Annotated in this window: 20 protein-coding genes and 4 pseudogenes; 18 read left to right on the forward strand and 6 right to left on the reverse strand. The window is 60.0% G+C overall.

Translation table 11 applies throughout. From position 1 onward, the window contains the following. The first annotated feature begins 60 nt into the window (after window positions 1-60). The gene (locus A3AY_RS40310; RefSeq protein ID WP_083925904.1) at window positions 61-261 is read left to right on the forward strand and encodes a hypothetical protein; all 201 of its coding nucleotides are present in this window, start codon (window positions 61-63) and stop codon (window positions 259-261) included. A 17-nt stretch (window positions 262-278) separates the two neighbouring features. Further along, window positions 279-1,314: pseudogene (rsgA, locus tag A3AY_RS34570) on the forward strand (ribosome small subunit-dependent GTPase A). An 88-nt stretch (window positions 1,315-1,402) separates the two neighbouring features. Here the strand turns inward: rsgA and A3AY_RS0106570 are convergent. After that, window positions 1,403-2,425: a LacI family DNA-binding transcriptional regulator gene (locus tag A3AY_RS0106570; protein WP_018324892.1), complete on the reverse strand. Its 1,023-nt coding sequence runs from the start codon at window positions 2,423-2,425 to the stop codon at window positions 1,403-1,405. Window positions 2,426-2,664: 239 nt separating this feature from the next. Here A3AY_RS0106570 and A3AY_RS0106575 point away from each other — a divergent pair, with 239 nt between their 5' ends. The 6 genes from A3AY_RS0106575 (at window position 2,665) to A3AY_RS0106600 (ending at window position 9,172) form a co-directional block, all read left to right on the forward strand. After that, complete coding sequence (locus A3AY_RS0106575; RefSeq protein WP_026203180.1) at window positions 2,665-3,645, forward strand: Bug family tripartite tricarboxylate transporter substrate binding protein; 981 nt, start codon at window positions 2,665-2,667, stop codon at window positions 3,643-3,645. Window positions 3,646-3,710: 65 nt separating this feature from the next. Next, the gene (locus A3AY_RS0106580) at window positions 3,711-4,184 is read left to right on the forward strand and encodes a tripartite tricarboxylate transporter TctB family protein (protein ID WP_026203181.1); all 474 of its coding nucleotides are present in this window, start codon (window positions 3,711-3,713) and stop codon (window positions 4,182-4,184) included. A gap of 27 nt (window positions 4,185-4,211) precedes the next feature. Continuing rightward, the gene (locus tag A3AY_RS0106585) at window positions 4,212-5,711 is read left to right on the forward strand and encodes a tripartite tricarboxylate transporter permease (protein ID WP_018324895.1); all 1,500 of its coding nucleotides are present in this window, start codon (window positions 4,212-4,214) and stop codon (window positions 5,709-5,711) included. Between the two features lie 39 nt (window positions 5,712-5,750). Beyond that, window positions 5,751-6,653, forward strand: a complete 903-nt coding sequence (locus A3AY_RS0106590; protein ID WP_018324896.1) for a dihydrodipicolinate synthase family protein — start codon at window positions 5,751-5,753, stop codon at window positions 6,651-6,653. A gap of 38 nt (window positions 6,654-6,691) precedes the next feature. Further along, the gene (araD, locus tag A3AY_RS0106595) at window positions 6,692-8,428 is read left to right on the forward strand and encodes an L-arabinonate dehydratase (protein WP_018324897.1); all 1,737 of its coding nucleotides are present in this window, start codon (window positions 6,692-6,694) and stop codon (window positions 8,426-8,428) included. 18 nt (window positions 8,429-8,446) lie between these two features. After that, a complete protein-coding gene (locus A3AY_RS0106600) occupies window positions 8,447-9,172 on the forward strand; it encodes a ribonuclease activity regulator RraA (protein ID WP_018324898.1) in 726 nt (241 codons plus the stop codon). A gap of 652 nt (window positions 9,173-9,824) precedes the next feature. Here the strand turns inward: A3AY_RS0106600 and A3AY_RS0106605 are convergent. Further along, a complete protein-coding gene (locus A3AY_RS0106605) occupies window positions 9,825-10,442 on the reverse strand; it encodes a TetR/AcrR family transcriptional regulator (RefSeq protein ID WP_018324899.1) in 618 nt (205 codons plus the stop codon). 108 nt (window positions 10,443-10,550) lie between these two features. Between A3AY_RS0106605 and A3AY_RS0106610 the strand changes: the two genes are divergently transcribed. The 7 genes and pseudogenes from A3AY_RS0106610 (at window position 10,551) to A3AY_RS40320 (ending at window position 16,821) form a co-directional block, all read left to right on the forward strand. Beyond that, complete coding sequence (locus A3AY_RS0106610; protein ID WP_018324900.1) at window positions 10,551-11,588, forward strand: saccharopine dehydrogenase NADP-binding domain-containing protein; 1,038 nt, start codon at window positions 10,551-10,553, stop codon at window positions 11,586-11,588. A gap of 68 nt (window positions 11,589-11,656) precedes the next feature. Further along, window positions 11,657-11,800, forward strand: a pseudogene (locus A3AY_RS40315) (ATP dependent DNA ligase); the annotation flags it as partial. An 11-nt stretch (window positions 11,801-11,811) separates the two neighbouring features. After that, entirely contained in the window at window positions 11,812-11,958 is a 147-nt protein-coding gene (locus A3AY_RS41350) for a DUF2625 family protein (protein WP_162709248.1), read from the forward strand. Between the two features lie 837 nt (window positions 11,959-12,795). Continuing rightward, window positions 12,796-13,470 (forward strand): L,D-transpeptidase, encoded by a 675-nt coding sequence (locus A3AY_RS0106625; protein WP_018324903.1) that lies wholly within the window; start codon window positions 12,796-12,798, stop codon window positions 13,468-13,470. A gap of 14 nt (window positions 13,471-13,484) precedes the next feature. Next, complete coding sequence (locus tag A3AY_RS0106630; RefSeq protein WP_018324904.1) at window positions 13,485-14,021, forward strand: OmpA family protein; 537 nt, start codon at window positions 13,485-13,487, stop codon at window positions 14,019-14,021. Window positions 14,022-14,163: 142 nt separating this feature from the next. Next, complete coding sequence (locus A3AY_RS0106635; protein WP_018324905.1) at window positions 14,164-16,296, forward strand: adenylate/guanylate cyclase domain-containing protein; 2,133 nt, start codon at window positions 14,164-14,166, stop codon at window positions 16,294-16,296. A 420-nt stretch (window positions 16,297-16,716) separates the two neighbouring features. After that, window positions 16,717-16,821: a hypothetical protein gene (locus A3AY_RS40320; RefSeq protein WP_018324906.1), complete on the forward strand. Its 105-nt coding sequence runs from the start codon at window positions 16,717-16,719 to the stop codon at window positions 16,819-16,821. A gap of 238 nt (window positions 16,822-17,059) precedes the next feature. On the opposite strand, the gene A3AY_RS34575 is transcribed toward A3AY_RS40320, so the two are convergent. Next, window positions 17,060-17,419: a dioxygenase family protein gene (locus A3AY_RS34575; protein ID WP_018324907.1), complete on the reverse strand. Its 360-nt coding sequence runs from the start codon at window positions 17,417-17,419 to the stop codon at window positions 17,060-17,062. Beyond that, window positions 17,416-17,604, reverse strand: a complete 189-nt coding sequence (locus A3AY_RS41150) for a hypothetical protein (RefSeq protein WP_338053383.1) — start codon at window positions 17,602-17,604, stop codon at window positions 17,416-17,418. Before A3AY_RS41150 ends, A3AY_RS34575 begins: the two co-directional genes overlap by 4 nt. 67 nt (window positions 17,605-17,671) lie before the next feature. On the opposite strand from A3AY_RS41150, the pseudogene A3AY_RS41355 reads away from it, so the two are divergent. Further along, a pseudogene (locus tag A3AY_RS41355) lies at window positions 17,672-17,979 on the forward strand (transposase family protein); the annotation flags it as partial. 570 nt (window positions 17,980-18,549) lie between these two features. Here A3AY_RS41355 and A3AY_RS0106660 read toward each other — a convergent pair. Continuing rightward, complete coding sequence (locus A3AY_RS0106660; protein ID WP_018324909.1) at window positions 18,550-18,747, reverse strand: hypothetical protein; 198 nt, start codon at window positions 18,745-18,747, stop codon at window positions 18,550-18,552. A 212-nt stretch (window positions 18,748-18,959) separates the two neighbouring features. After that, a pseudogene (locus A3AY_RS37430) lies at window positions 18,960-19,189 on the reverse strand (oxidoreductase); the annotation flags it as partial. On the opposite strand from A3AY_RS37430, the gene A3AY_RS40080 reads away from it, so the two are divergent. Further along, window positions 19,082-19,342: a hypothetical protein gene (locus A3AY_RS40080; RefSeq protein WP_210163008.1), complete on the forward strand. Its 261-nt coding sequence runs from the start codon at window positions 19,082-19,084 to the stop codon at window positions 19,340-19,342. The pseudogene A3AY_RS37430 and the gene A3AY_RS40080 overlap by 108 nt on opposite strands. 87 nt (window positions 19,343-19,429) lie before the next feature. Further along, window positions 19,430-20,149 (forward strand): ABC transporter ATP-binding protein, encoded by a 720-nt coding sequence (locus tag A3AY_RS0106670; RefSeq protein ID WP_018324911.1) that lies wholly within the window; start codon window positions 19,430-19,432, stop codon window positions 20,147-20,149.

Raw genomic sequence — 20,149 nt, forward strand, 5'->3', positions numbered from 1 at the left:
TGACATCGGGACATCATCTTCAGAGTTTGGAAAACACTGGACCGATACTGGAGAGCATTTATGGGTTGGAAAACGCCAAAGTTCGAATACGTGAATGGGTATAGGATCGTCGAAGTTGATGGACCCGTTTTCAAAGTTTATGACGGTGACCGTCAGTTAGGGGACCATTTCCCCTACTCCGGCGAGGCTGCTGCTTACGCAAATTCTTTGCCAAAGCGAGATCATCAGCGCAACCAGGCAGGAAGCCTGCGAAAATCATAGGCAAACCCGATCAAGGATTGCGAAGCAAAAATTTGTCGAACTCCTGTCTCCACTCAGCGTTGGAATTGCTTGGTTGGTCTGGCTTTTTTGCCGATCAGGTAAAGCTGACCGAAGCAGACCTCGTACCCAGGCGCGTAGCGTCGGTTCACCGTGCACGCATCGAGGCGATCGGCGTCATGGGGCCTGCAAGGCTAGAGCTACCAGCCCATGCCAATACGGCTGACTTCGCGGTGGGGGATTGGGTGCTTGCCGATCCCGGGTCCGACACGCTTGTCAGCCTGCTTGACCGGAAAACCGTGTTTAGGCGACGCCCGGAGGTCGGACGTGGCCAACAACTTGTTGCCTCCAACGTCGACACACTGTTGATCGTGACGTCGTGCAACGCCGATTTCAATATTGGCCGTAGAACGTTACCTAATCATGGCCAACCAGGCGGGGAGCAAACCGGTAATCGTGTTGACCAAGGCTGACACGGCGGACGACGGCGGCTTATTTCAGGCCCAAGCCGAGACGTTGCAGCGTGACCTACCTGTCGTTGCCTTGAATGGGCGCTCTGCCGATGCAAGCTCCTTTTTGAATGCCTGGTGCGCCATTGGCCAAACGATCGCGCTGGTGGGATCGTCGGGAGTAGGAAAGTCGACGTTGGTGAACACGCTTACCAGGGCGGCATTTGGCCCAAAGCAGAAAACCGGGACAATTCGCGAATATGACGCGCAAGGCCGCCACACCACGACCGCACGATCGCTGCATGCAATTCCGGGCGGTGGCTGGGTCATAGATACGCCTGGGATAAGAACACTCTACGTCAGCGATGCCACCGATGGGATCGACACGCTTTTTTCCGACATAACGGAACTGGCACCGCTCTGCCGATTTCGCGATTGCACCCATTTGCATGAACCGGGCTGCGCAGTTCAGGCAGCCGTCAAAAGCGGCGCTTTGCCCTACCACCGCATTGAACGCTGGCGAAGCCTTGTTTCTGAAAACCGCGACAGAACACCTGTCATCAGCGGACCACGCGGCAACAAGATCGTTCGCAAAAAGAAATATTGAATATCTGCCGCCTTGAATACGTACGGACCGGTGCCCGGCTGTTATCCAACGTAAAATGAGGAGACCGACCTTTCCGTTTCGATTCAACTCATGCCGAATGTCTCACGACAATCTCAAAGCCGATCTTGATCATCGGCTCGACCTCCTCGCCGGACAGCTTTCGCAGAATTGATCGCGCTGCCTGCGTGCCAATCATGCGGCGGTCGATGCGGACCGTCGTCAGGGACGGATAGGTATGGGGTGCGAAGTCGAAATCGCCGAAGCCGATGATCGCGACATCCTCCGGCATCCGGCAACCCCTGGCGATCGCCTCGGTCAGGGCTCCATGGGCCACGACGTCTGAACTGCCGAAGACGGCGAGCGAGCCGCCGCCACGGTCGAGCAGTTGTGCTAAGGCCTGCCGTCCGTCGCTGAAGGTCGAGGGAGAGTTCATCTCGATATCGGGCAGTTCGACCGGGGCGACGCCCGCCAGCCGGTTGATGAAGCCGTCGCGGCGCTGGAGCGCGCGCGGGTCGTTTGCGCCGATCTGAGCGTAACGGTCATATCCCTTGGCCATCAGGTATTCCGCGACCAGCGCGCCGACGTCATAATGCGAGAACCCGACCGCCGTATCGAGCGGCGACGGCGTAGAATCCCAGATCTCCACAATCGGCAGTCCGGCCCCAGTCAGCATCGACCGCGTTTCTTTCAGGTGCGTGATGCCGGTCAGAATTATGCCGTCTGGTCGCCGCGCGAGAATAGCACGGGTCAGTTCCAGCTCCCGCTGATGATCATAGCCCGACAGGCCTAGCAGCAGCTGATAGCCTTCTGCCACGAGCTCGGCGTTCAGGCCTTCGATCGCCTCGGCAAAGATGGTGCTCGATACCGACGGAACAATGGCCGCCACCAGCCGGGTGCGGCGCGACGCGAGCCCGCCGGCGAGCAGGTTCGGTACATAACCGGTCCGGGCGATGACGCGCTCGATGGCCTCAAGCGTATTGGGCTTCACTAGGCTCGGCGTATTGATAGCGCGCGACACGGTCACGGGAGAGACGCCGGCGAGCTTGGCGATGTCCGCCAGCGTAACCGGGCTGGATCGCTCTGGCTTTCCGTCTCTATCTTGTCTCGCCATGACTATCTCCCATCTCAAAAATGATTTACGCTTTCATTTTGAGGTTTAGCAAGTCCTTCCCTAAATAAAATTCTGCATTTCGCTATACGTCGTTGAAATCACTTGGTTCAGTGTCCAGCATCCAGATCTTGCAGAGCGAGAATTTGGTGATAAAATGGAAGCGCTTTCATTTTTCGGTTGAGGATCCGGAATTTGATTTTCAAAAGGGCGCACTGGTGTCCAAACGGGAGGAGGAATTTATGCATTTGAAGCGTTTCATCATATTGGCGGCGATGGCCGCATCGATCTGTGCGGTGACTGCGACTGCGGGTCGCGGCCAGGACTACCCCTCGAAGACGGTAACGGTCATCGTTCCATTTGCCGCCGGCGGCAATACCGACGCATTTGGCCGTCTCGTGGCCGAGCAACTAGACAAGCGGCTGGGTCAGCGCTTCATCGTGGAGAACAAGCCCGGCGCCGGCGGCAATGTCGGTCTTGGCGAACTCGCCCGCGCCGAACCCGATGGCTACACAATTGGCATGGGAACGGTCAGTTCCAACGCGATTAATCAGAACCTGTTCAAGACGCTGCCCTATGACAAAGCAAAGGGTTTTGCGCCGCTGTCGCTGATCGCCCGAATGCCGAACGTGCTCGTCGTCAATCCGGAAAAGATGCCGGTCAATTCCGTGCAGGAACTGATCGAGCTGCTGAAGAAGGAGCCGGGCAAGCACACCTATGCTTCCTCGGGCGTCGGCACCTCGATCCATCTCGCCGGCGAACTGCTCGCAACCAAGACCGGCGTCAAGATCACCCACGTGCCCTACAAGGGCAGCAGCCAGGCGATCATGGACGTGGTAGCCGGTCATATCGACTTCATGTTCGACAACATTCCGACAGCTGCTCAGCAGGTAAAGGCGGGCAAACTCCGCGCGCTGGCGGTCACCAGCCTCGACAAGGCATCGCTGCTGCCTGACGTGCCGACGATGGACAGCGTCATTCCCGGCTTCGAGGCGACTTCCTGGCACGGCATCTTCGCGCCGCCCGGCACCCCGCCGGAAATCGTGGAGAAGCTCAGCCAAGCGGTTCAAGCGATCCTTCACGAGCCTGCGATGAAGGAGAAGATCGAAGGCATGGGCGCGACTCCGGTCGGTAGCACGTCGGAGGAATTCGCCACATTCATCAAGGGCGAAACCGAGAAATGGGCCGAAGTCATCAAAGCGGCCAACGTTCCGCTGCAATGACCTTTTCGTCTGCCGGCCGGCGTATCACGCCGGCCGGTGCATCCTGACCTGTGGACCTTGAAGCCATGTTGAAGATTAAAAACGGCCGCGACTTCGTCGGCGGCGTAGCGATGATCGTCGTCAGCCTCCTTTTCATCTGGTTCGGCCGGGAACTCGACGTCGGAAACTCGTCCCAGATGGGACCCGGCTATTTTCCCAGGATGCTGAGCCTGCTCCTGATCGGCATCGGAGTGTTGATTATCGTTCAGGCATTGGTCGTTGCTTCCGAAGGCGAGCCGGACGAAACAGCCAACTGGAAGGCTTACGCACTGGTCATCCTCGCCCCGATTGTCTTTGGGCTCGCGCTCTCTCGCCTGGGGCTCGCCCCAACGATGTTCCTGATGATCGTCGCCGTCAGCTTCGCCAGCAAATATGCGGGCTGGCGCCAATCGGTCGCGCTCGCCCTGTTCATGGCGATCTGTTCGGTCGTGCTCTTCACGCGGCTTTTGTCGCTTCCCGTCAACGCCTTCGGGCCATGGATACCGTTCCTCGGCAACTGACCGACGCCGTCCACGAGGAGTTTCGTGATGGATATCTTTTCCGACCTGTGGCTCGGCGCCGCCACCGCCTTTCAACCTGTGAACCTAGCCTATGGCTTCATCGGCTGTCTTCTGGGCACGGCCATCGGAGTTCTGCCGGGGCTCGGACCAACAGCAACAATCGCCATGCTCTTGCCGATCACGTTCGGCCTGCAGCCGGAGGCTGCGCTGATCATGCTGGCAGGTATCTTTTATGGCGCCCAGTATGGTGGCTCCACTACGGCGATCCTCATCAACCTTCCCGGCGAAAGCTCGTCTGTGGTCACAGCAATCGACGGATACCAGATGGCACGCAGGGGTAGAGCGGGTGCGGCGCTGGCAACGGCCGCGCTCGGGTCCTTCTTCGCCGGGAGCGTGGCCACCCTCCTGCTCGCAGTGGCAGCCCCGCCGCTCGCCGCGGTCGCACTAGAGTTCGGGCCTGCCGAATACTTCTCACTGATGGTGCTGGGTCTCGTGGCGTCCGTGGCGCTGGCCAGCGGCTCGCTCCTCAAGGCCTTCGCGATGATCGTCTTCGGCCTGCTGCTGGGCTCGGTCGGTACCGATGTCGAGAGTGGTGTGCCTCGCTATGTCTTTGGCATCTCGCAGCTTTATGACGGTCTCAATTTCGTGGCCGTCAGCATGGGCATATTTGGCCTATGCGAGATCCTGCGCAATCTCGAAAATGAGCACGAGCGCTCGGTCGGCGTCAGGAAGGTCACGGGTCTAATGCTGACGCGCGACGATTTGAGGCGCATCCGCGGCCCCGTTCTGCGCGGCACAGCACTTGGCTCGTTGCTCGGCGTGCTGCCGGGCGGAGGCGCCATGCTGTCCTCCTTTGCGGCCTATGCGCTGGAAAAGCGCGTCTCGCCAAACCGCGCAGAGTTTGGCAAAGGCGCAATCGAAGGGGTCGCCGCCCCGGAAGCGGCCAACAATGCCGGCGCGCAGACCTCCTTCATTCCGATGCTGACACTTGGAATCCCTGGCAATCCCGTCATGGCGCTGATGGTCGGCGCGATGATCATCCAGGGGATCACGCCCGGCCCCAACGTCATTTCCGAGGAGCCCGCGCTGTTCTGGGGCATGATCGTATCTATGTGGTCGGGGAACCTGATGCTCGTCATCCTCAACCTGCCGCTGATCGGGTTGTGGGTGCGCATGCTGACCATTCCCTACCACCTTCTGTTTCCGGCGATCATCGGCTTCTGCTGCATCGGCGCCTACAGCATCAACAACAGCGTTTTTGACGTCTTCATCATGTCGGGCTTTAGCGTTGTAGGCTTTGCACTTTTCAAGCTTCGCTTCGAGCCGGCACCCTTGCTCCTGGGCTTCATCCTGGGGCCAATGCTGGAGGAAAACCTGCGGCGCGCCATGCTGATCAGCCAAGGCGATCCGACCATCTTCGTACGCAGCCCGCTCAGCCTGTCGCTGCTGGTGGTCGCTGTGCTCGTGCTGGGCCTCGTTCTTGCACCTTCGATCAACCGCAAGCGTAACGAAGCCTTCACGGAGTGACCCGATGCAAACCTCACTGACACAAGAAAGAACTAGCCGATGACTGAAGAACTAAGCAATGCCCTCACGGGCATCTCCGGCATCCTCGTCACCCCCTATGACAACGCCGGTGAGATCGAGCCGCGGCGACAGAAGCCGATCGTCGACAAGGCGATTGCCGCGGGCGTGCACATTCTTGTCGCCAACGGCAATACGGGCGAATTCTATGCCCTGACTGTTGAGGAGGCAGAGGCCATGGTCCGCGCCTCGGCGCAACATGTCGATGGCCGCATACCTCTGCTGGCGGGTGTGGGACGGGGAGTGCGCGATGCTTGTCAGTTGGCACGCGCCTCAAAAGCGGCAGGCGCTGCAGCCCTGATGATCCACCAGCCGCCGGATCCGTTCTCGGCGCCGCGCGGCCTTGTCGACTATGTGAAGACGATTGCCGACGCGGCCGATGGTCTGCCGATCATGCTCTACCTGCGCAACGATGCCATCGGCATCAAGGCGATCCGCGATCTTTGCGCGCTCGCCTCGGTCATCGGGGTCAAGTGGGCGACGCCCAATCCGCTGAAGCTTGCCGAGGCGATCGCCGCCACCGATCCCGACATCGTATGGGTCGGGGGGCTGGCCGAAGTCTGGGCGCCCGCCTTCTATGCGGTCGGCGCGCGCGGCTTCACCTCTGGTCTCATCAATGTCTGGCCTGAGCGATCGGTCGCCATCCATTCGGCCCTGGAAGCGGGGGACTACCACGAGGCCAATCGCCTGATAGCGGGCGTGAGAGCATTCGAGGACATCCGCGCCGAGGAACTGAACGGAACCAATGTCACGGGCGTCAAGGCGGCCTTGGCAGAGATCGGCCATGACTGCGGCGCCACGCGGCCACCATCAGCTTGGCCGCTCACTTCATCCCAGCATTTGGCGTTACAGGCATTCATCACAACAAACGAAATCCGCTTCTGATTGAAGCCAATGCTGCCGAAGACCGGCCGGAGAAGTCCATGACACCAAAAAAGACCTACGAGCAAATGCGATCCGCCCGCTGGATGGTGCCGGACGACCAGCGTTCCTTTGGCCACCGTTCCAGGACCATGCAAATGGGCTACGATCCGGAGGACTGGGAGGGACGGCCTATCGTCGCGATCCTAAATACCTGGTCGGATGCCCAGCCCTGCCACGTGCATTTCAAGGACCGCGTGGAATGGGTGAGACGCGGCATTTTGCAGGCAGGTGGTTTTCCCATGGAGTTGCCAGCGCTGTCGCTATCGGAGAACTTCGTCAAACCGACGACCATGCTCTATCGCAACTTGCTGGCGATGGAGGCGGAAGAGCTGCTGCGCTCGCATCCCGTCGATGGCGCCGTGCTGATGGGTGGCTGCGACAAGACGACGCCGGCCCTGATCATGGGCGCGCTCAGCATGGGCCTCCCCTTCGTCTTCCTGCCCGCGGGACCGATGCTGCGCGGCAATTATGCCGGCAAGTATCTGGGATCGGGCACAGACGGATTCAAATACTGGGACGAGCGCCGCGCCGGCACGATCTCGAAGGAGGAATGGCAGGGCATCGAGGGCGGCATTGCCCGCTCCTACGGCCATTGCATGACCATGGGTACGGCCTCGACCATGACGGCGATCGCCGAAGCCATGGGGCTTTCCCTGCCCGGCGCCTCATCCATCCCGGCCGCGGATGCCGGCCACCAGCGCATGTCGACGCAGTGCGGCCGCCGCGTCGTCGAAATGATCTGGGAAGACCTGACGCCGGAAAAGATCGTGACGCCAGCCGCGGTCGAAAATGCCGTAACGGTGGCCATGGCGACGGGCTGTTCCACCAACGCCATCATCCATGTGATAGCCATGGCGCGCCGCGCCGGCATTCCGCTGGAGCTCGACGACCTCGACCGTATCGGCCGCACCACGCCGGTGATCGCCAATATCAGGCCTTCAGGCAGCAATTACCTGATGGAGGACTTCTACTATGCCGGCGGCCTACGCGCGCTGATGAAGCAGTTGGGCGACAAGCTTGACAGTTCGGCGATTACGGTTACCGGCAGGTCGCTGACCGATGGGCTGGAAGCGGTGAAAATCTGGAACGAGGATGTGATCCGACCCCTCACCAACCCCGTCTATCACGAGGGATCGCTCGCCGTTCTGAAGGGTAATCTCTGCCCTGACGGCGCCGTCATCAAGCCAGCGGCCTGCGATCCGAAATTCCACCGGCACAAGGGGCCAGCGCTGGTGGCCGACAGCTATGCGGAGCTAAAGAAGATTATAGACGATCCCGATTATCCGCTGACGCCGGATACCGTGTTGGTGCTCCGCAATGCCGGCCCGCAGGGCGGACCGGGAATGCCGGAATGGGGCATGATCCCCATGCCGAAGGCGCTCTTGAAGCTCGGCCTGCGCGACATGATGCGCATCTCAGATGCCCGTATGTCCGGTACGTCCTTCGGTGCCTGCGTGCTGCATGCCGCCCCGGAAGCCTATGTCGGCGGGCCGCTCGCCCTGCTTCGCACCGGCGATACAGTCGAGGTGGATATTCCCGCACGCAGCCTCAACATGTTGGTGCCGGACGACGAACTGGCCGCCCGCCGCGCAGCCTGGACGCCGCCACCGCAACGGTATGGGCGCGGCTACGGCCTGATGTTCTCAAAACATGTCGAGCAGGCCGACAAGGGTTGCGACTTTGATTTCCTCAAGACGGATTTCGGCCCCCCGGTCGATGAGCCAGCGATCAACTGACCAAACCAGGAGCATTCGATGTCCGACTACGTATTGTCCGAAGCCACCTTCGCCAAGCTCATGAAGATCTCGACGGCCTCGGTGGCGACAGCCCTCTATAAGCGCGGCCTACGCAACCAGTTCATCCAGAATGTCCAGCCCATCTCGTGGAAGGGTGTCAACATGGTCGGTCAGGCCTTCACGCTCCGCTACATCCCGGCGCGCGAGGATCGCAATGCGATCACCGTGTTCCGCAATGCGGACCATCCCCAGCGGGTGGCAGTGGAGACCTGCCCAGCGGGGCATGTGTTGGTCATGGACAGCCGCAAGGACCCACGCGCGGCGTCCGCAGGCTCAATCCTTGTCACCCGGCTTGCCGTTCGCGGCTGCGCCGGTGTCGTCTCCGACGGCGGCTTTCGCGATGCCGAGGGAATTGGGCGGCTCGACATGCCGGCCTATCACCAGCGGCCATCGGCGCCGACCAACCTGACGCTGCACGAAGCACTCGACATCAACGTGCCGATCTCCTGCGGCGACGCGCCAGTGTTTCCGGGCGACGTGATGCTGGGCGATGGCGATGGCGTTATGGTCATCCCCGCGCATCTCGCTGACGAGATCGCCGAGGAATGCACCGGCATGGAAAGCTTCGAGGAATTCGTGCTGGAACAGGTCCTCGACGGCGCCGCCGTCATTGGCCTTTATCCGCCGACGTCTGACAAGGCCCAGGCCGACTACGCAGACTGGCGAACGAAGACGGGGCGATAAGACAAAAATAGCTCTTAAAGGGGGGTCGAACCAACGACCTGTTGTTCCAATTCCCCATTTAAGCCAGATTCTGTAGGCGTCGCTTGAACCAGGCTTGTTGGAATAACCGCTGTGGGGCCGATGAACGAACCCGCTGCGCGGGAGGGCGCCCGCGGCTAAGGTAGAGATCAACAACCGGTCGTCGCGCATGCATTGAGCGTCGTTCGTTGTGGCAGATTTGATTAATTTAAGCTGGAGAACCTGATTATCGCCCTGCTGCGCATGGCCTTGGGTGCGGCGAGCGAGTCGTAGCCGCGAGGAAGGAGCAAGGAACCCGTAGGTAAGTATAGCTTATCGTAAGTGAGCCATCTCAGACGATTTTGTTGCCATCTCCGGCCGCATGCCCTGTACGAGCCGGGGGCCGAACGGTTCCGGGGCGCTTGTCGGTCGCGAAGCGGCTGTGATCGGCTGGCCAGCCCCTTTTTGAAACCCGCATGGTACTGACAGGCATGGATGGCGGGAGCCGTACTGTTCGCTATCTGCGTCGGACTGGGTTCCGGTCTGACAAGTATCGTCGGCGGCAAAGATCGAAATAATAGCTTGAGTCCGACGGGGCACCAGAGATTGGAAGCACACACACGCCCGGCTGCAAGGCACTCCGGAAGCGGAGCCACTATATTTGACTCAGCCGGGGCGTCGATGCTTCGCTGGCGGATGTCAATGCTTCGGCTGCGCGCCGAAGGAGCGGCGTGGCCTCACCCGGCTCAAAGATCTGCGAGCTGACGAAGGCGCCGTTGATGAGAACAGCAAGCTGTCCTGCAAGTTCATCGGGTGCACGCACGCCCAGCCGCTCCGAGATCACTTTCAGCCGCCGTCGCATTTCGCGTTTGTGGGTTTCGGCGATCTTGCGGGCGGGATGATCTGCTTCGGGGAACTCGGCCGCCACGTTGATTTGCGGGCAGCCCCGGTAGTGCGGGCGCCCGACGCGTTCACCGATCCAACCGAGATGAGCATCCAATTCCGCCTTGGCGTTGTCTCGATGTTGCGCTGTCACGCTCTCCCACTGGCTCCAGAAGTCATGATCCTCGCGCTCCAAAAATGCGGCGATGAGATCATCCTTCGTACCGAAGTGCCGGTAGAGGCTTGTCTTGGCGACGCCGGCTTTCTGGACCACAAGATCGACACCCACGGCACGGACCCCCTGCTTGTAGAAGAGCTCCGACGCTGTTTCCAAAATCCTGTTGCGAACATCGGTGCCTTGCCCGGCTTGAAGGGATGCGGTTTTCGGCATGCTTTGTCTCCACTGTATTTCCGCAAGCGTAGCACATAGGGACTTGACACGCTACAGACCTGTAGGTACTTCTTCGCAACAGACAGGTCTGTAGCGCAGGAGGAACGAATGTCGGATCGGGTTGCGGTAACTTCCAGAGTGGTGGCGGTATTTGGTGCGGCCGGACATACCGGCCGCTTCGTCGTGGCGGAATTGCTGCGCCGCGGGATTAGGCCTATCGCCATAGCACGCAGTGCAGACGCGCTTGCAGCAGCAAACTTTCGCGAGCCGGAGGTGCTCTGCCGTCCAGCGACCGTGGATGATGAGGGGTCGCTCCTGCAGGCATTGGCCGGCGCGGGGGCCGTGATCAATTGCGCAGGACCTTTCCTCGATACCGCCGATGCCCTGGCGGCCGCAGCGGTGAAGTTGAGGATCCACTATCTTGATGTCAGCGCTGAGCAACCGAGCGTGACAACAACGCTCGAGAAGTTCGACAAGCCCGCCCGCGAGGCCGGCATCGCGGTCATTCCCGGCACCGGATTCTACGGTGGATTGGCCGACCTCCTGGTCACCGCAGTGCTGGGCGACTGGATATCTGCGGATACGATCGACATCTTGATTGGCCTCGACAGCTGGCACCCGACGCGCGGGACCCGCGTCACCGGTGAGCGCAACAAGGCGACGCGCATGGTTGTGGCTGACGGCAGCCTTACTCCCTTGCCGCTTCCGTCCGCACAGAAGCATTGGAACTTCGGAGCCGCGCTGGGCGAACAACTCGTCAGTGAAATGCCATTTTCGGAGATCGTTCTAATTTCTCGACACGTGAAGACATCCGAGCTCCACACCTATCTGAGCACGGCCGCTCTGACCGACATACGCGACAAGACGACGCCCGCCCCGCAGGCCGTGGACTCGACGGGCAGATCAGCGCAACGGTTCGTGGTCGATGTCATCGCGCGGCGGGAAGGTGCGACCCGCCGGATTATCGCCAGGGGGCAGGATATATATGCTTTCACCGCACCGCTCGTCTGTGAGGTTGTCGAGCGTCTCGTCCGCCAGCAATTCAGCCAGGCGGGAGCCCACGCCCCCGGCGAAATCCTGAACGCCCGCGAGGTTCTCACCGTGCTCCACCCTGATCACTTGGAGTTCGAAATTGCCGCATCGTGAGAAAATGGCCGCTCCGTGAAGCTCTGTGTAGGCCGCAAGGCCGTCGCTGCAATGAGAAGTTGGGGTCGTCCCTTGCCGGCTTCGGATCGTTGGCGCTTGCCGCCTGTTGCGATGCCAATCTCGTCCACGTCGGTAGCGTCGGCGCGGGTTTCAAGGAAGCCGAGGCCATCAGGTTGCGGAAGATGTTGGACAAGCTGCGCTGGAAGCGAAAGATCTGGGAGGTGTGTTCTATCTAGCGGCGGATGATTGCTCCTGGACCTCTTTGGAGGTTGGCTCTTCGAATTTCCTGTGCTGGTGTTTGACGGGCGACCTGATGGCGATCTACCAGCCGCTCGCTGCCCTCCAGGTTCGACTGCTTAATCCCGGATAAACACGCCCTCCTCTTTCGCCGCCTTCACAAACGCCTTCCGCGCCGCGGCGACGGTGTTGACCCATGACAGACGCGCTGTGCCGCGGCGCGAACTCGTCGATAAGGGGTGCTTCCACACCGCCAGTGCCGATCCGATCCAGCAGACGCACCTGCCGCGTACTCAGAGCACGCGCATGCGCCGCCGACACCAGCGTCGTCCCGCCGCGGTCGCTCATCGCAATCAGTCCTATCCGCAATCTCCCAGGTGATCAAAATGCAGGGGGAGTGACATTCTTGCTTTGCAGCTTGAGGACACCATCGGGGTCCTGCCGGAAAACACCGATGCCAACGGTGTTCAAGAAGACCGGCCTGCGCCTAAGTACCAAGCGAGGGCGCGGGGGGGGGGTGCATGTCACGCTCCACCTGTCCTGAATGATATAGGGTGGCCTGCGGCCTCGAAGGTCGTGCCAATGCTGGCGCGGGCGGCGTTCGTAGGTCCCCAGCCCCCTCGCATGTCCCCCCAATCGGTGCGCAGCCGTTCGAGCTGCCCGAAAAACGATCTAACCACAATCGGACTGAACATCGAGACTGTCGGTAACAGTATCGCCGTGTTCGACAGGCCGGGGATCGTCCGGCTTTACAACCGCCCGCTGGTCGATTGAAGCCGGTTCCGCAACGATCGAATACGCGAACCACGTGAGTGCAGTTCCGCTCAGGGCGCCGACCCGAGGATCGTTGGACTGCTGACCATATGGTCCATTGGTAAGCGTAGCCACTGAATTATTTATTTCTGTTGTCGCAAATGAAAATTGTGATTTACTGCGTATTGCTGCTTGGCTTGTGGGGGGGATATTGCCGATGGTGGGGACACGCAGGGATATTGTATTTGGCGGCTTGGCGTTACTTGGCGCCGGCGCGGTCAGCAAACCGGCATTCGCAGCAGCGGCGTCCTATTTCGACGGCACGGCCGTCGACAATGGCGTGACGTTCAAGAAGACCAATTTTAGCAAGATTGATAAGCAGTGGCGCCGCCAGGTTGTCAAATATTTCAGCAGCGAGCCAATCGGCACCGTCGTGGTCGATACGCGGAACCATTTTCTCTACCTGATCATGGAGAACAAGACGGCCATCCGCTACGGCGTCGGCGTCGGAAAGGAAGGCTTCAAATGGTTCGGCCGTGCGACGATCGACGCTAAATCGCTGTGGCCGCGCTGGACGCCGCCGCCGGAGATGCGCAAGCGCCATCCCGAACTGCCTGAGTTCGTCGACGGCGGATCACCAAAGAATCCGCTTGGCCCGCGCGCCATGTATCTGCATCGCGACGGCGTCGATACCGGCTATCGCTTCCACGGCACGCTGGAGCCGGGCAGTATCGGCAAGGACGCCTCGAGCGGGTGTATCCGCATGTTCAACGAAGATGCCATCGATCTCTATCAGCGTTGCCCTATCGGCACCGCCGTGCAGGTCCTGCCGCATATTGCCGACCAGGCTGAAAAAGCCACTCAGGTTAGCCAAGCAAGCCCGGTCGAATGAGGAATATCCCCCTGATGCCTGTCACGATCGGATACGCGGCGCGCCTGGTAGCCGCGGCCATGCTCTTGGCGCTCACCGCCTGCACCACTCCGGATATCGCCTCCGTGGAAGAACCTGCTGCTGTGCCGATGACCGGTCAGACCAACGATCCCGCGCCCGGTTTCGAGAACGTCAAGGTTGGCAGCGAAGAGGACTTTATTCTCAATGTCGGCCGGCGCATCTACTTCGCGCAGGATTCGGCCGCGCTCGATTCCGTCGCCAAAGCGACGCTGGATAGCCAGGCCGCTTGGCTCAACAGCAACCCCAATTGGCTGCTCAAACTGCAGGGGTTTGCCGACGATTCCGGTTCTGCGTCCAAAATGGAGACGCTGTCGCAGAAGCGCGCCGATGCGGCGATGGTGTATCTCGCGTCGAAGGGCGTAGATGCCGGGCGCATGTGGGCTAAGGGTTACGGCATGGACCGTGAAGTCCGCGACTGCGAAGATCGTTCGTGCAAGGTGCAGAACCGGCGTGTTGTCGTCAATCTGCGCACCCAGCGAGACGGGGTCTGATCGCCGTCCGCCCCCTACCGAGACATTGCACATTCAACGTCAAATCGAGTAGCATCGCTCACCGTTGGCTTTGAACGGTCAGATTTGGGATCACCTAATTGGTATCTGCCTGGCGCCTCGCATTTTCGGTTGGAGTTGAGTCATGCCTCTTGCAGATATGACCGGCTCATCCCGAACCGCGCACCGGGGCTTGGCGGCCAAGCTGTTTGCAATCCTCGTCCTGGTGGGAGCGATCACGGTTCTTGCAACGGGCGTCCTGGGGTACTTCCGCGCGCGTGACGCTCTCGAAAAGGCAGTATTTAACCAGCTCACGATCGCGCGCCAGACAAAGGCACGTCAAGTTGAAACCTACTTCCGTACGATCGTTTCTGAGCTGCGCCTTCTTTCCACCTCCCAGATGGTGATCGATGCGACGCGTGAGTTCCGAATTGCGATCGACCAGCTTGACCGGGGCGGCGCTTCGCCTGAACTGCGTCGGAAAGTTGGCGATTGGTACGCCGCGAACTACATTCCCCAGATGAGGAGCGTTCTGGGCAGGGAACCGCCGCTATCGGACTACCTTCCGGTTGGTGGCGCGCCCTACTATCTGCAGTATCACTACATTGTGGAAAATCCCAATCCGCCGGAGCGGCGCAAGCTCCTCGACGACGCCGGTGACGGAAGCGAGTACTCCAGGCTGCACGCCATCTATCATCCATTGATGCGGGCTGCGGCTACGACGGTCGGCTTTTTCGATTTGATGATCGGCGATCCCAAATCAGGCCGCCTGATCTACACGGTCCAGAAGGAGGTGGATTTCACCACGTCCCTCCAGTTTGGTCCCTATCGCCGTTCCAACGTCGCAGCCGCTGTGGCTCGTTGCGCGGAGACCGCCGACCGATCAGCTATCTGCCTTGAGGATTTCGCTCCTTACGCGCCGTCTGGCGGCGCACCGATTGCCTTTATGGGAGCTCCGGTGATCGATCAGGGTGTCGTCACCGGAGTGTTGATCGCGCAGTTGTCAAATGATGAGATCGACAACGTCGTCACCAGTGTTCGCCGCTGGCGCCAGGATGGCTTCGGAGAAACGGGTGAGGCATATCTCGTCGGGCCGGACTATTTGGTTCGCTCCAGCCCGCGCGCATTCTACGAGAACCGGCAAGGTTATTTCGCTGAACTCAAATCTGTTGGCGCCTCGGGCGACGAAGTCGCCGCCATTCAGCGGTTTGGGACGCCGGTGATGCATCAGCGCATCGACACCTATGCCACTCGAGCCGCGCTCGCCGGCGTCGAGGGTATCGGTGAGATTATTGGATACCGTGGCGCGCCGACACTTGCCTCGTGGGGACCGCTTGCAATTCCGGGCGTCAAGTGGGCGCTCGTCGCCAAGATCGACACCGCGGAGGCCTTCGCACCGATCGCCCGGCTCCGCCAGGACCTACTGATAGTCGGGGGATTGGTGCTGCTGGCGGTAACGGCAACCGCAGCCTGGCTTTCGCGCGTGCTTCTCGGACCGCTGCGCGAACTCACTTCTGGTGTGAAACGCTTCGCTGCCGGCGACTATGGAGCTAGCGTGCCGGTCCGCACGCGTGACGAGATTGGCCAGCTCTGCCTAGCCTTCAATGGCATGGTTGAGGATCTGCGCCAAAAGAATACCGTGATCGAAAACAAAAATCGTGAAAATGAAGAGTTGCTGCTGAACGTGCTCCCAGCCCCGATTGCCAATCGGCTGCGTGCCGGTGAGGCGGGGATCGCGGACGGTTTCGCGGAAGTCACTGTCGCCTTTGCGGATCTGGTGGGCTTCACGGCTCTGACATCGGAAATGCCACCGCACGAAGTTGTGACATTACTCAATGGGCTTTTCACACGCTTTGATGTCGCTGCCACCGATCTCGGAATCGAGAAGATCAAGACGGTGGGCGACGCGTACATGGCGGTGTGCGGTCTGCCTGAACCCGTCGCCAACCACACCGAGCGCATGGTACGTATGGCTATCCGCATGGTTCACATTACCCGTGAGCACGCGATGGAGCACAACATTTCAATGAAGCTCAGGGTCGGCGTCAACTGCGGCCCGGTGGTTGCAGGCATCATTGGCAAGAGCAAGTATATTTACGATCTGTGGGGCGACACGGTGAATCTCGCGAGCCGGATGGAATCAGGTAGCGTCCCTGACGCGGTTCAAGTGACGCGCGCCGTATACGAGCAACTCAAGCACCAGTTCGTCTTCGAGCCGCGCGGACCTGTCGAAGTCAAGGGAAAGGGTAAGGTGGAGGCCTGGCTGCTAAGATTGTAGCGCGTGTGAAATCCAGGGAAAAAGCCCGCCTTAGCGCGATCGGGGCGATGATTAGACACGGTGCTAGCGGAAGGCCGTAACTATCGGCAGCGTGCCTCGAAGACGTAGGGATCACGGAAATCCAAATCCAGACCCTCCAACCTGCTCTCTTGTAAGGCTATTTTTGAACCGGAATACGCCCAGCCCAGCCCATCGGCCCGGACTGAGCTTTCGCCTAATGAGGACGAGACGTCGGACGTACCGAGCTTGGGCGTTCGCTATCGAACTAAAGCCGTACTCCGGCTATTGTAAAACCGCCGTCTCCTGGTGCCCTTGGTCGCGCTGAAGCGTATCCATTGTATGAGGGGACGGCTCCGCATCGTTGAGCAGGTTTAAAAAGTTGCCTGGCTGATCCGCGCAGCACCCTCGGAAGCATGGACGGTGGAGCGCATCGCCGAACGTCTCGGCCTGGGCGCCTCCACGCTGCGCCGTCGGCTCACGTCGGAAGCTATCGTTTCCGTAAGATTCTACGCGCTGAACGACTGAAGGCCAGTCAAAGCGCGCTCGCTTCAGGTGCATCGAGCCTGTTGCTGCGCAGGCCGGCTACAATTCCCGCCCGCACTTCGCCCGCCGGCATCGCGAGCGCCATGGGCAGATCACCGGCGGGAGGTGGTTCTGACTTAAGCACCCGAACGACAGCTGAGACCGGCGAGGTGTTGCGTATCGCGCAGTCCGATGCGGGACGAGGTGCAGCAAAAGGCGGCAAGGATGGTAAGTACCCCGGCTACGCAACAACGAAATCGTAGCGACCGAATTTTCCGTCGCTCGTCGTCCTGACATCGAGCACTAAGGTCGAGTTGAATATCCTATCCCGATCGTTGTCCGGCTCGCCTGGAAAATAGAGCTGCGTCGTCAGTACGTTTCCGCCTGGCCGCTGGATGTTTAGGTGGAAGTGGCGGGTGCGACCAGACCCTGGCACGATCGTCTCAAACCACCATCTGCCTTGAGCATCGGTGAATTGATGTCCACGTAGTTTGTACCCACTGTTGTCATAGATTCCGCTCTCATTGGCATGCCACAACTCGATCAGTGCTTTTGCCACCGGCTGACAGCCCCGGCTCAACACGTAACCAGCAAGCGTCATTCTTTCAGGCTTTCCGGCGTGAAATATGGGCCTTCGGTCTGCGCTGGCGTCAGATCGTCGTCATCGTTGCAAGTTGCTGTAAGCGACAGCTGCGTGGGAGCGCCGGCTGCATGGCCGAGTCTCGGCAGTACAATCGGCGTGGCAACGAAGCCGATAAGGAAATTGGCGCTGAATCTCCCCGACACGGAAACCACGATCCTTGCGGTTCCATTGGGCAGAAGTAGGGCGGGACGCCGGCAGAGCCCCGCTGTGGCCGAGCAAGATGTATGGGATGCGTTATTCGAAACGCTGGTCGAACTGGGGCTAACTGAACGCTGGCAGCACATCATCGACAGCACCGCAGTTCGCGGCCACTCGCAGGCTGCGGGCACAAAAATAAGGAGGCTTTTTGGTCGACCACGCGGCGGCTTTACGACGAAAATCCACGCCCGCGCAGACGGTCAGGGCGCCCTCTTGGTTTTGTCTTAACCGGCGTCGAAACCTTCGATTATGCCGGAGTACCCGATTTGATGGCGATGCCGGTCGGCAAGCCAAGACTGTCCTTGGCCGACAAAGGCCACGGTCATTCCACTTAAAGCGAGCTGCAAGAACCCGCCTTTCGTGTCACCTCAAAGCTTACAAGGATCGCAATCGAATCTTTGACGCAGTTTGAAGGCGCGCCGAATAAGCTCATGCTTCATCAGCTTATTCAGAGCCCGATTTTTGGTCTCGAGACCCTCGACTCACCACAGGTGGCAAGCCTTCGTCGAGAGTTACGATCGCTCAAGGGCGTTGCGGAAGAGGCTCCGGCAGATGGAGGGCGAACAGTGGCTTCTGAAAGCGCAGCAAGTCCTCAGCTGGCAACGCAAGCCGCACGATCAGAAAGAATGAAAGAGATCGAGACCGAGCTCGCCTCTGTTCCAACACGGAGCGAGGTCCCAGAGCATCTGCAGTCGACTAACAATCTGTTGCGTCAAATATCGGAAGAATTGTCGGCGGGTTCCGGGTCCGCGCGTAGATCTAAAAGGGAAATCCGGCGGTCAGGAAGGGCGGCCGCGTCCTTTATCGCGAACGTATGCCGGTTCCCGGTTCGATGGGCAACCTGAATCGGGGGCGGCCGGGTTCTTGACTAAAAGCAGCGGTTGGCGCCGCTAATGCGTGGCGCTATCTATAAGTGCGTCTATGAGTTTGATCTGCGAACGAGTGCCGCGCTTGTACTCGTTGATCAATATCTTCGCTTCTTCAGTCGCATCCTTGCGCGGAATGCGATGCTGTGTGCACCAAGCGTCAAGAACCGTCTGGAGCATATTAAGGTCTTTTGGCGGTATAGCGATATCGGATTTTTGCATCATTTTCCTCCCAGGGATTGACATCTTTTTGTGGGAAACCGCCTCCCCGCAGTCTCCAGCGCTTGCAACTTTAGTCTAAAGTAGTAGGCGCACAAGATCCGAATGTGACCTTTTGGTTGAGGTACGTACCCGTTTTTCCACCAGCGCAATTCGGTTCTCTCTTGATGCAAACTCGGAAAACAAGCAGATGGTAACCCGTCAGGGCCGGCCTGTTACCAGCCCTGTTCAGGCAGGACAAACAGCTCTGCGACGTCCACCTGAGCAGGGGCCTGGGCTGCGAAGATATCTGGCTGGCCAGCTCGTCCATTTGCTTGCGGTAGCCCGGATCGGTGATGTGATCGTAGAGCTCGGTGGCAACCGCGCCTGGCTGGATGCAGGTCACGCGAATGCCGTGCTTTTGGCCGACTTCCATGCGCAAGCCGTCGGAGAAGGCCGTAACCGCAACGACAAGCTTGATGGCTTGATACGCGACAATGACGTCATCAACCTCGCTTTCGTTGCACCACCGCGCGTGCTCGGCATCCTGCGGAAGTGCGCGCGCCCTTCTGCTGGCGGGGCCGTTACCGCCGAGCCGAAGTGGCAAAGGATGTGGTAAAGTTTCCAATTCCGGAGATCGAGCATTATCTCTCGGAATGACGGTTCTCGCGATCAAAGTGACGCCTCGCAAATCAAGGAGCGACCGGTGGAGAAGGACGCATCTGCCACGGCCCTGCAGGCGCGAGACCTCATCAAGATCTATCGGATGGGTACGGTCGAAGTTCACGCCCTGCGCGGCGTCGACGTCGATCTGCGCGATGGCGAACTCGTCGTCCTGTTGGGTCCGTCGGGAAGCGGCAAATCGACCTTGCTCAACATCCTTGGTGGTCTCGATAGGCCGACTAGCGGCAGTGTCGTGTTTCGCGATCGCGAACTCGATATGAACAACGCCCGCACGCTCAATCTCTACCGCCGCAACCACGTTGGCTTCGTATTCCAATTCTACAATCTCATTCCCAGCCTGACCGCGCGCGAAAACGTCGCCCTCGTAACAGAGATCGCCAGGGATCCCATGCCTCCGTCCGAGGCGCTGGCGATGGTCGGTCTCGGCGACAGGCTGGATCGCTTCCCCGCGCAGCTTTCCGGCGGCGAGCAGCAACGGGTCGCCATCGCCCGCGCGATCGCGAAGCGCCCCGACCTTCTGCTTTGCGACGAGCCGACGGGCGCGCTCGACAGCAAGACAGGAATTCTTGTCCTCGACGCGATCCTGCGGATCAACCGGGAACTTGGCACGACGACCGCGCTCATCACGCATAACGCAGTCATTGCCGAAATTGCCAATCGCGTGCTCTACTTCGCCGACGGGCGCATCGTCGAAACACGGCGCAATTCCGGTCAGCGCGCGCCCTCCGAACTGGCTTGGTGA

This window comes from Rhizobium giardinii bv. giardinii H152, from assembly GCF_000379605.1.
In the GTDB taxonomy this organism is placed as follows: domain Bacteria; phylum Pseudomonadota; class Alphaproteobacteria; order Rhizobiales; family Rhizobiaceae; genus Pararhizobium; species Pararhizobium giardinii.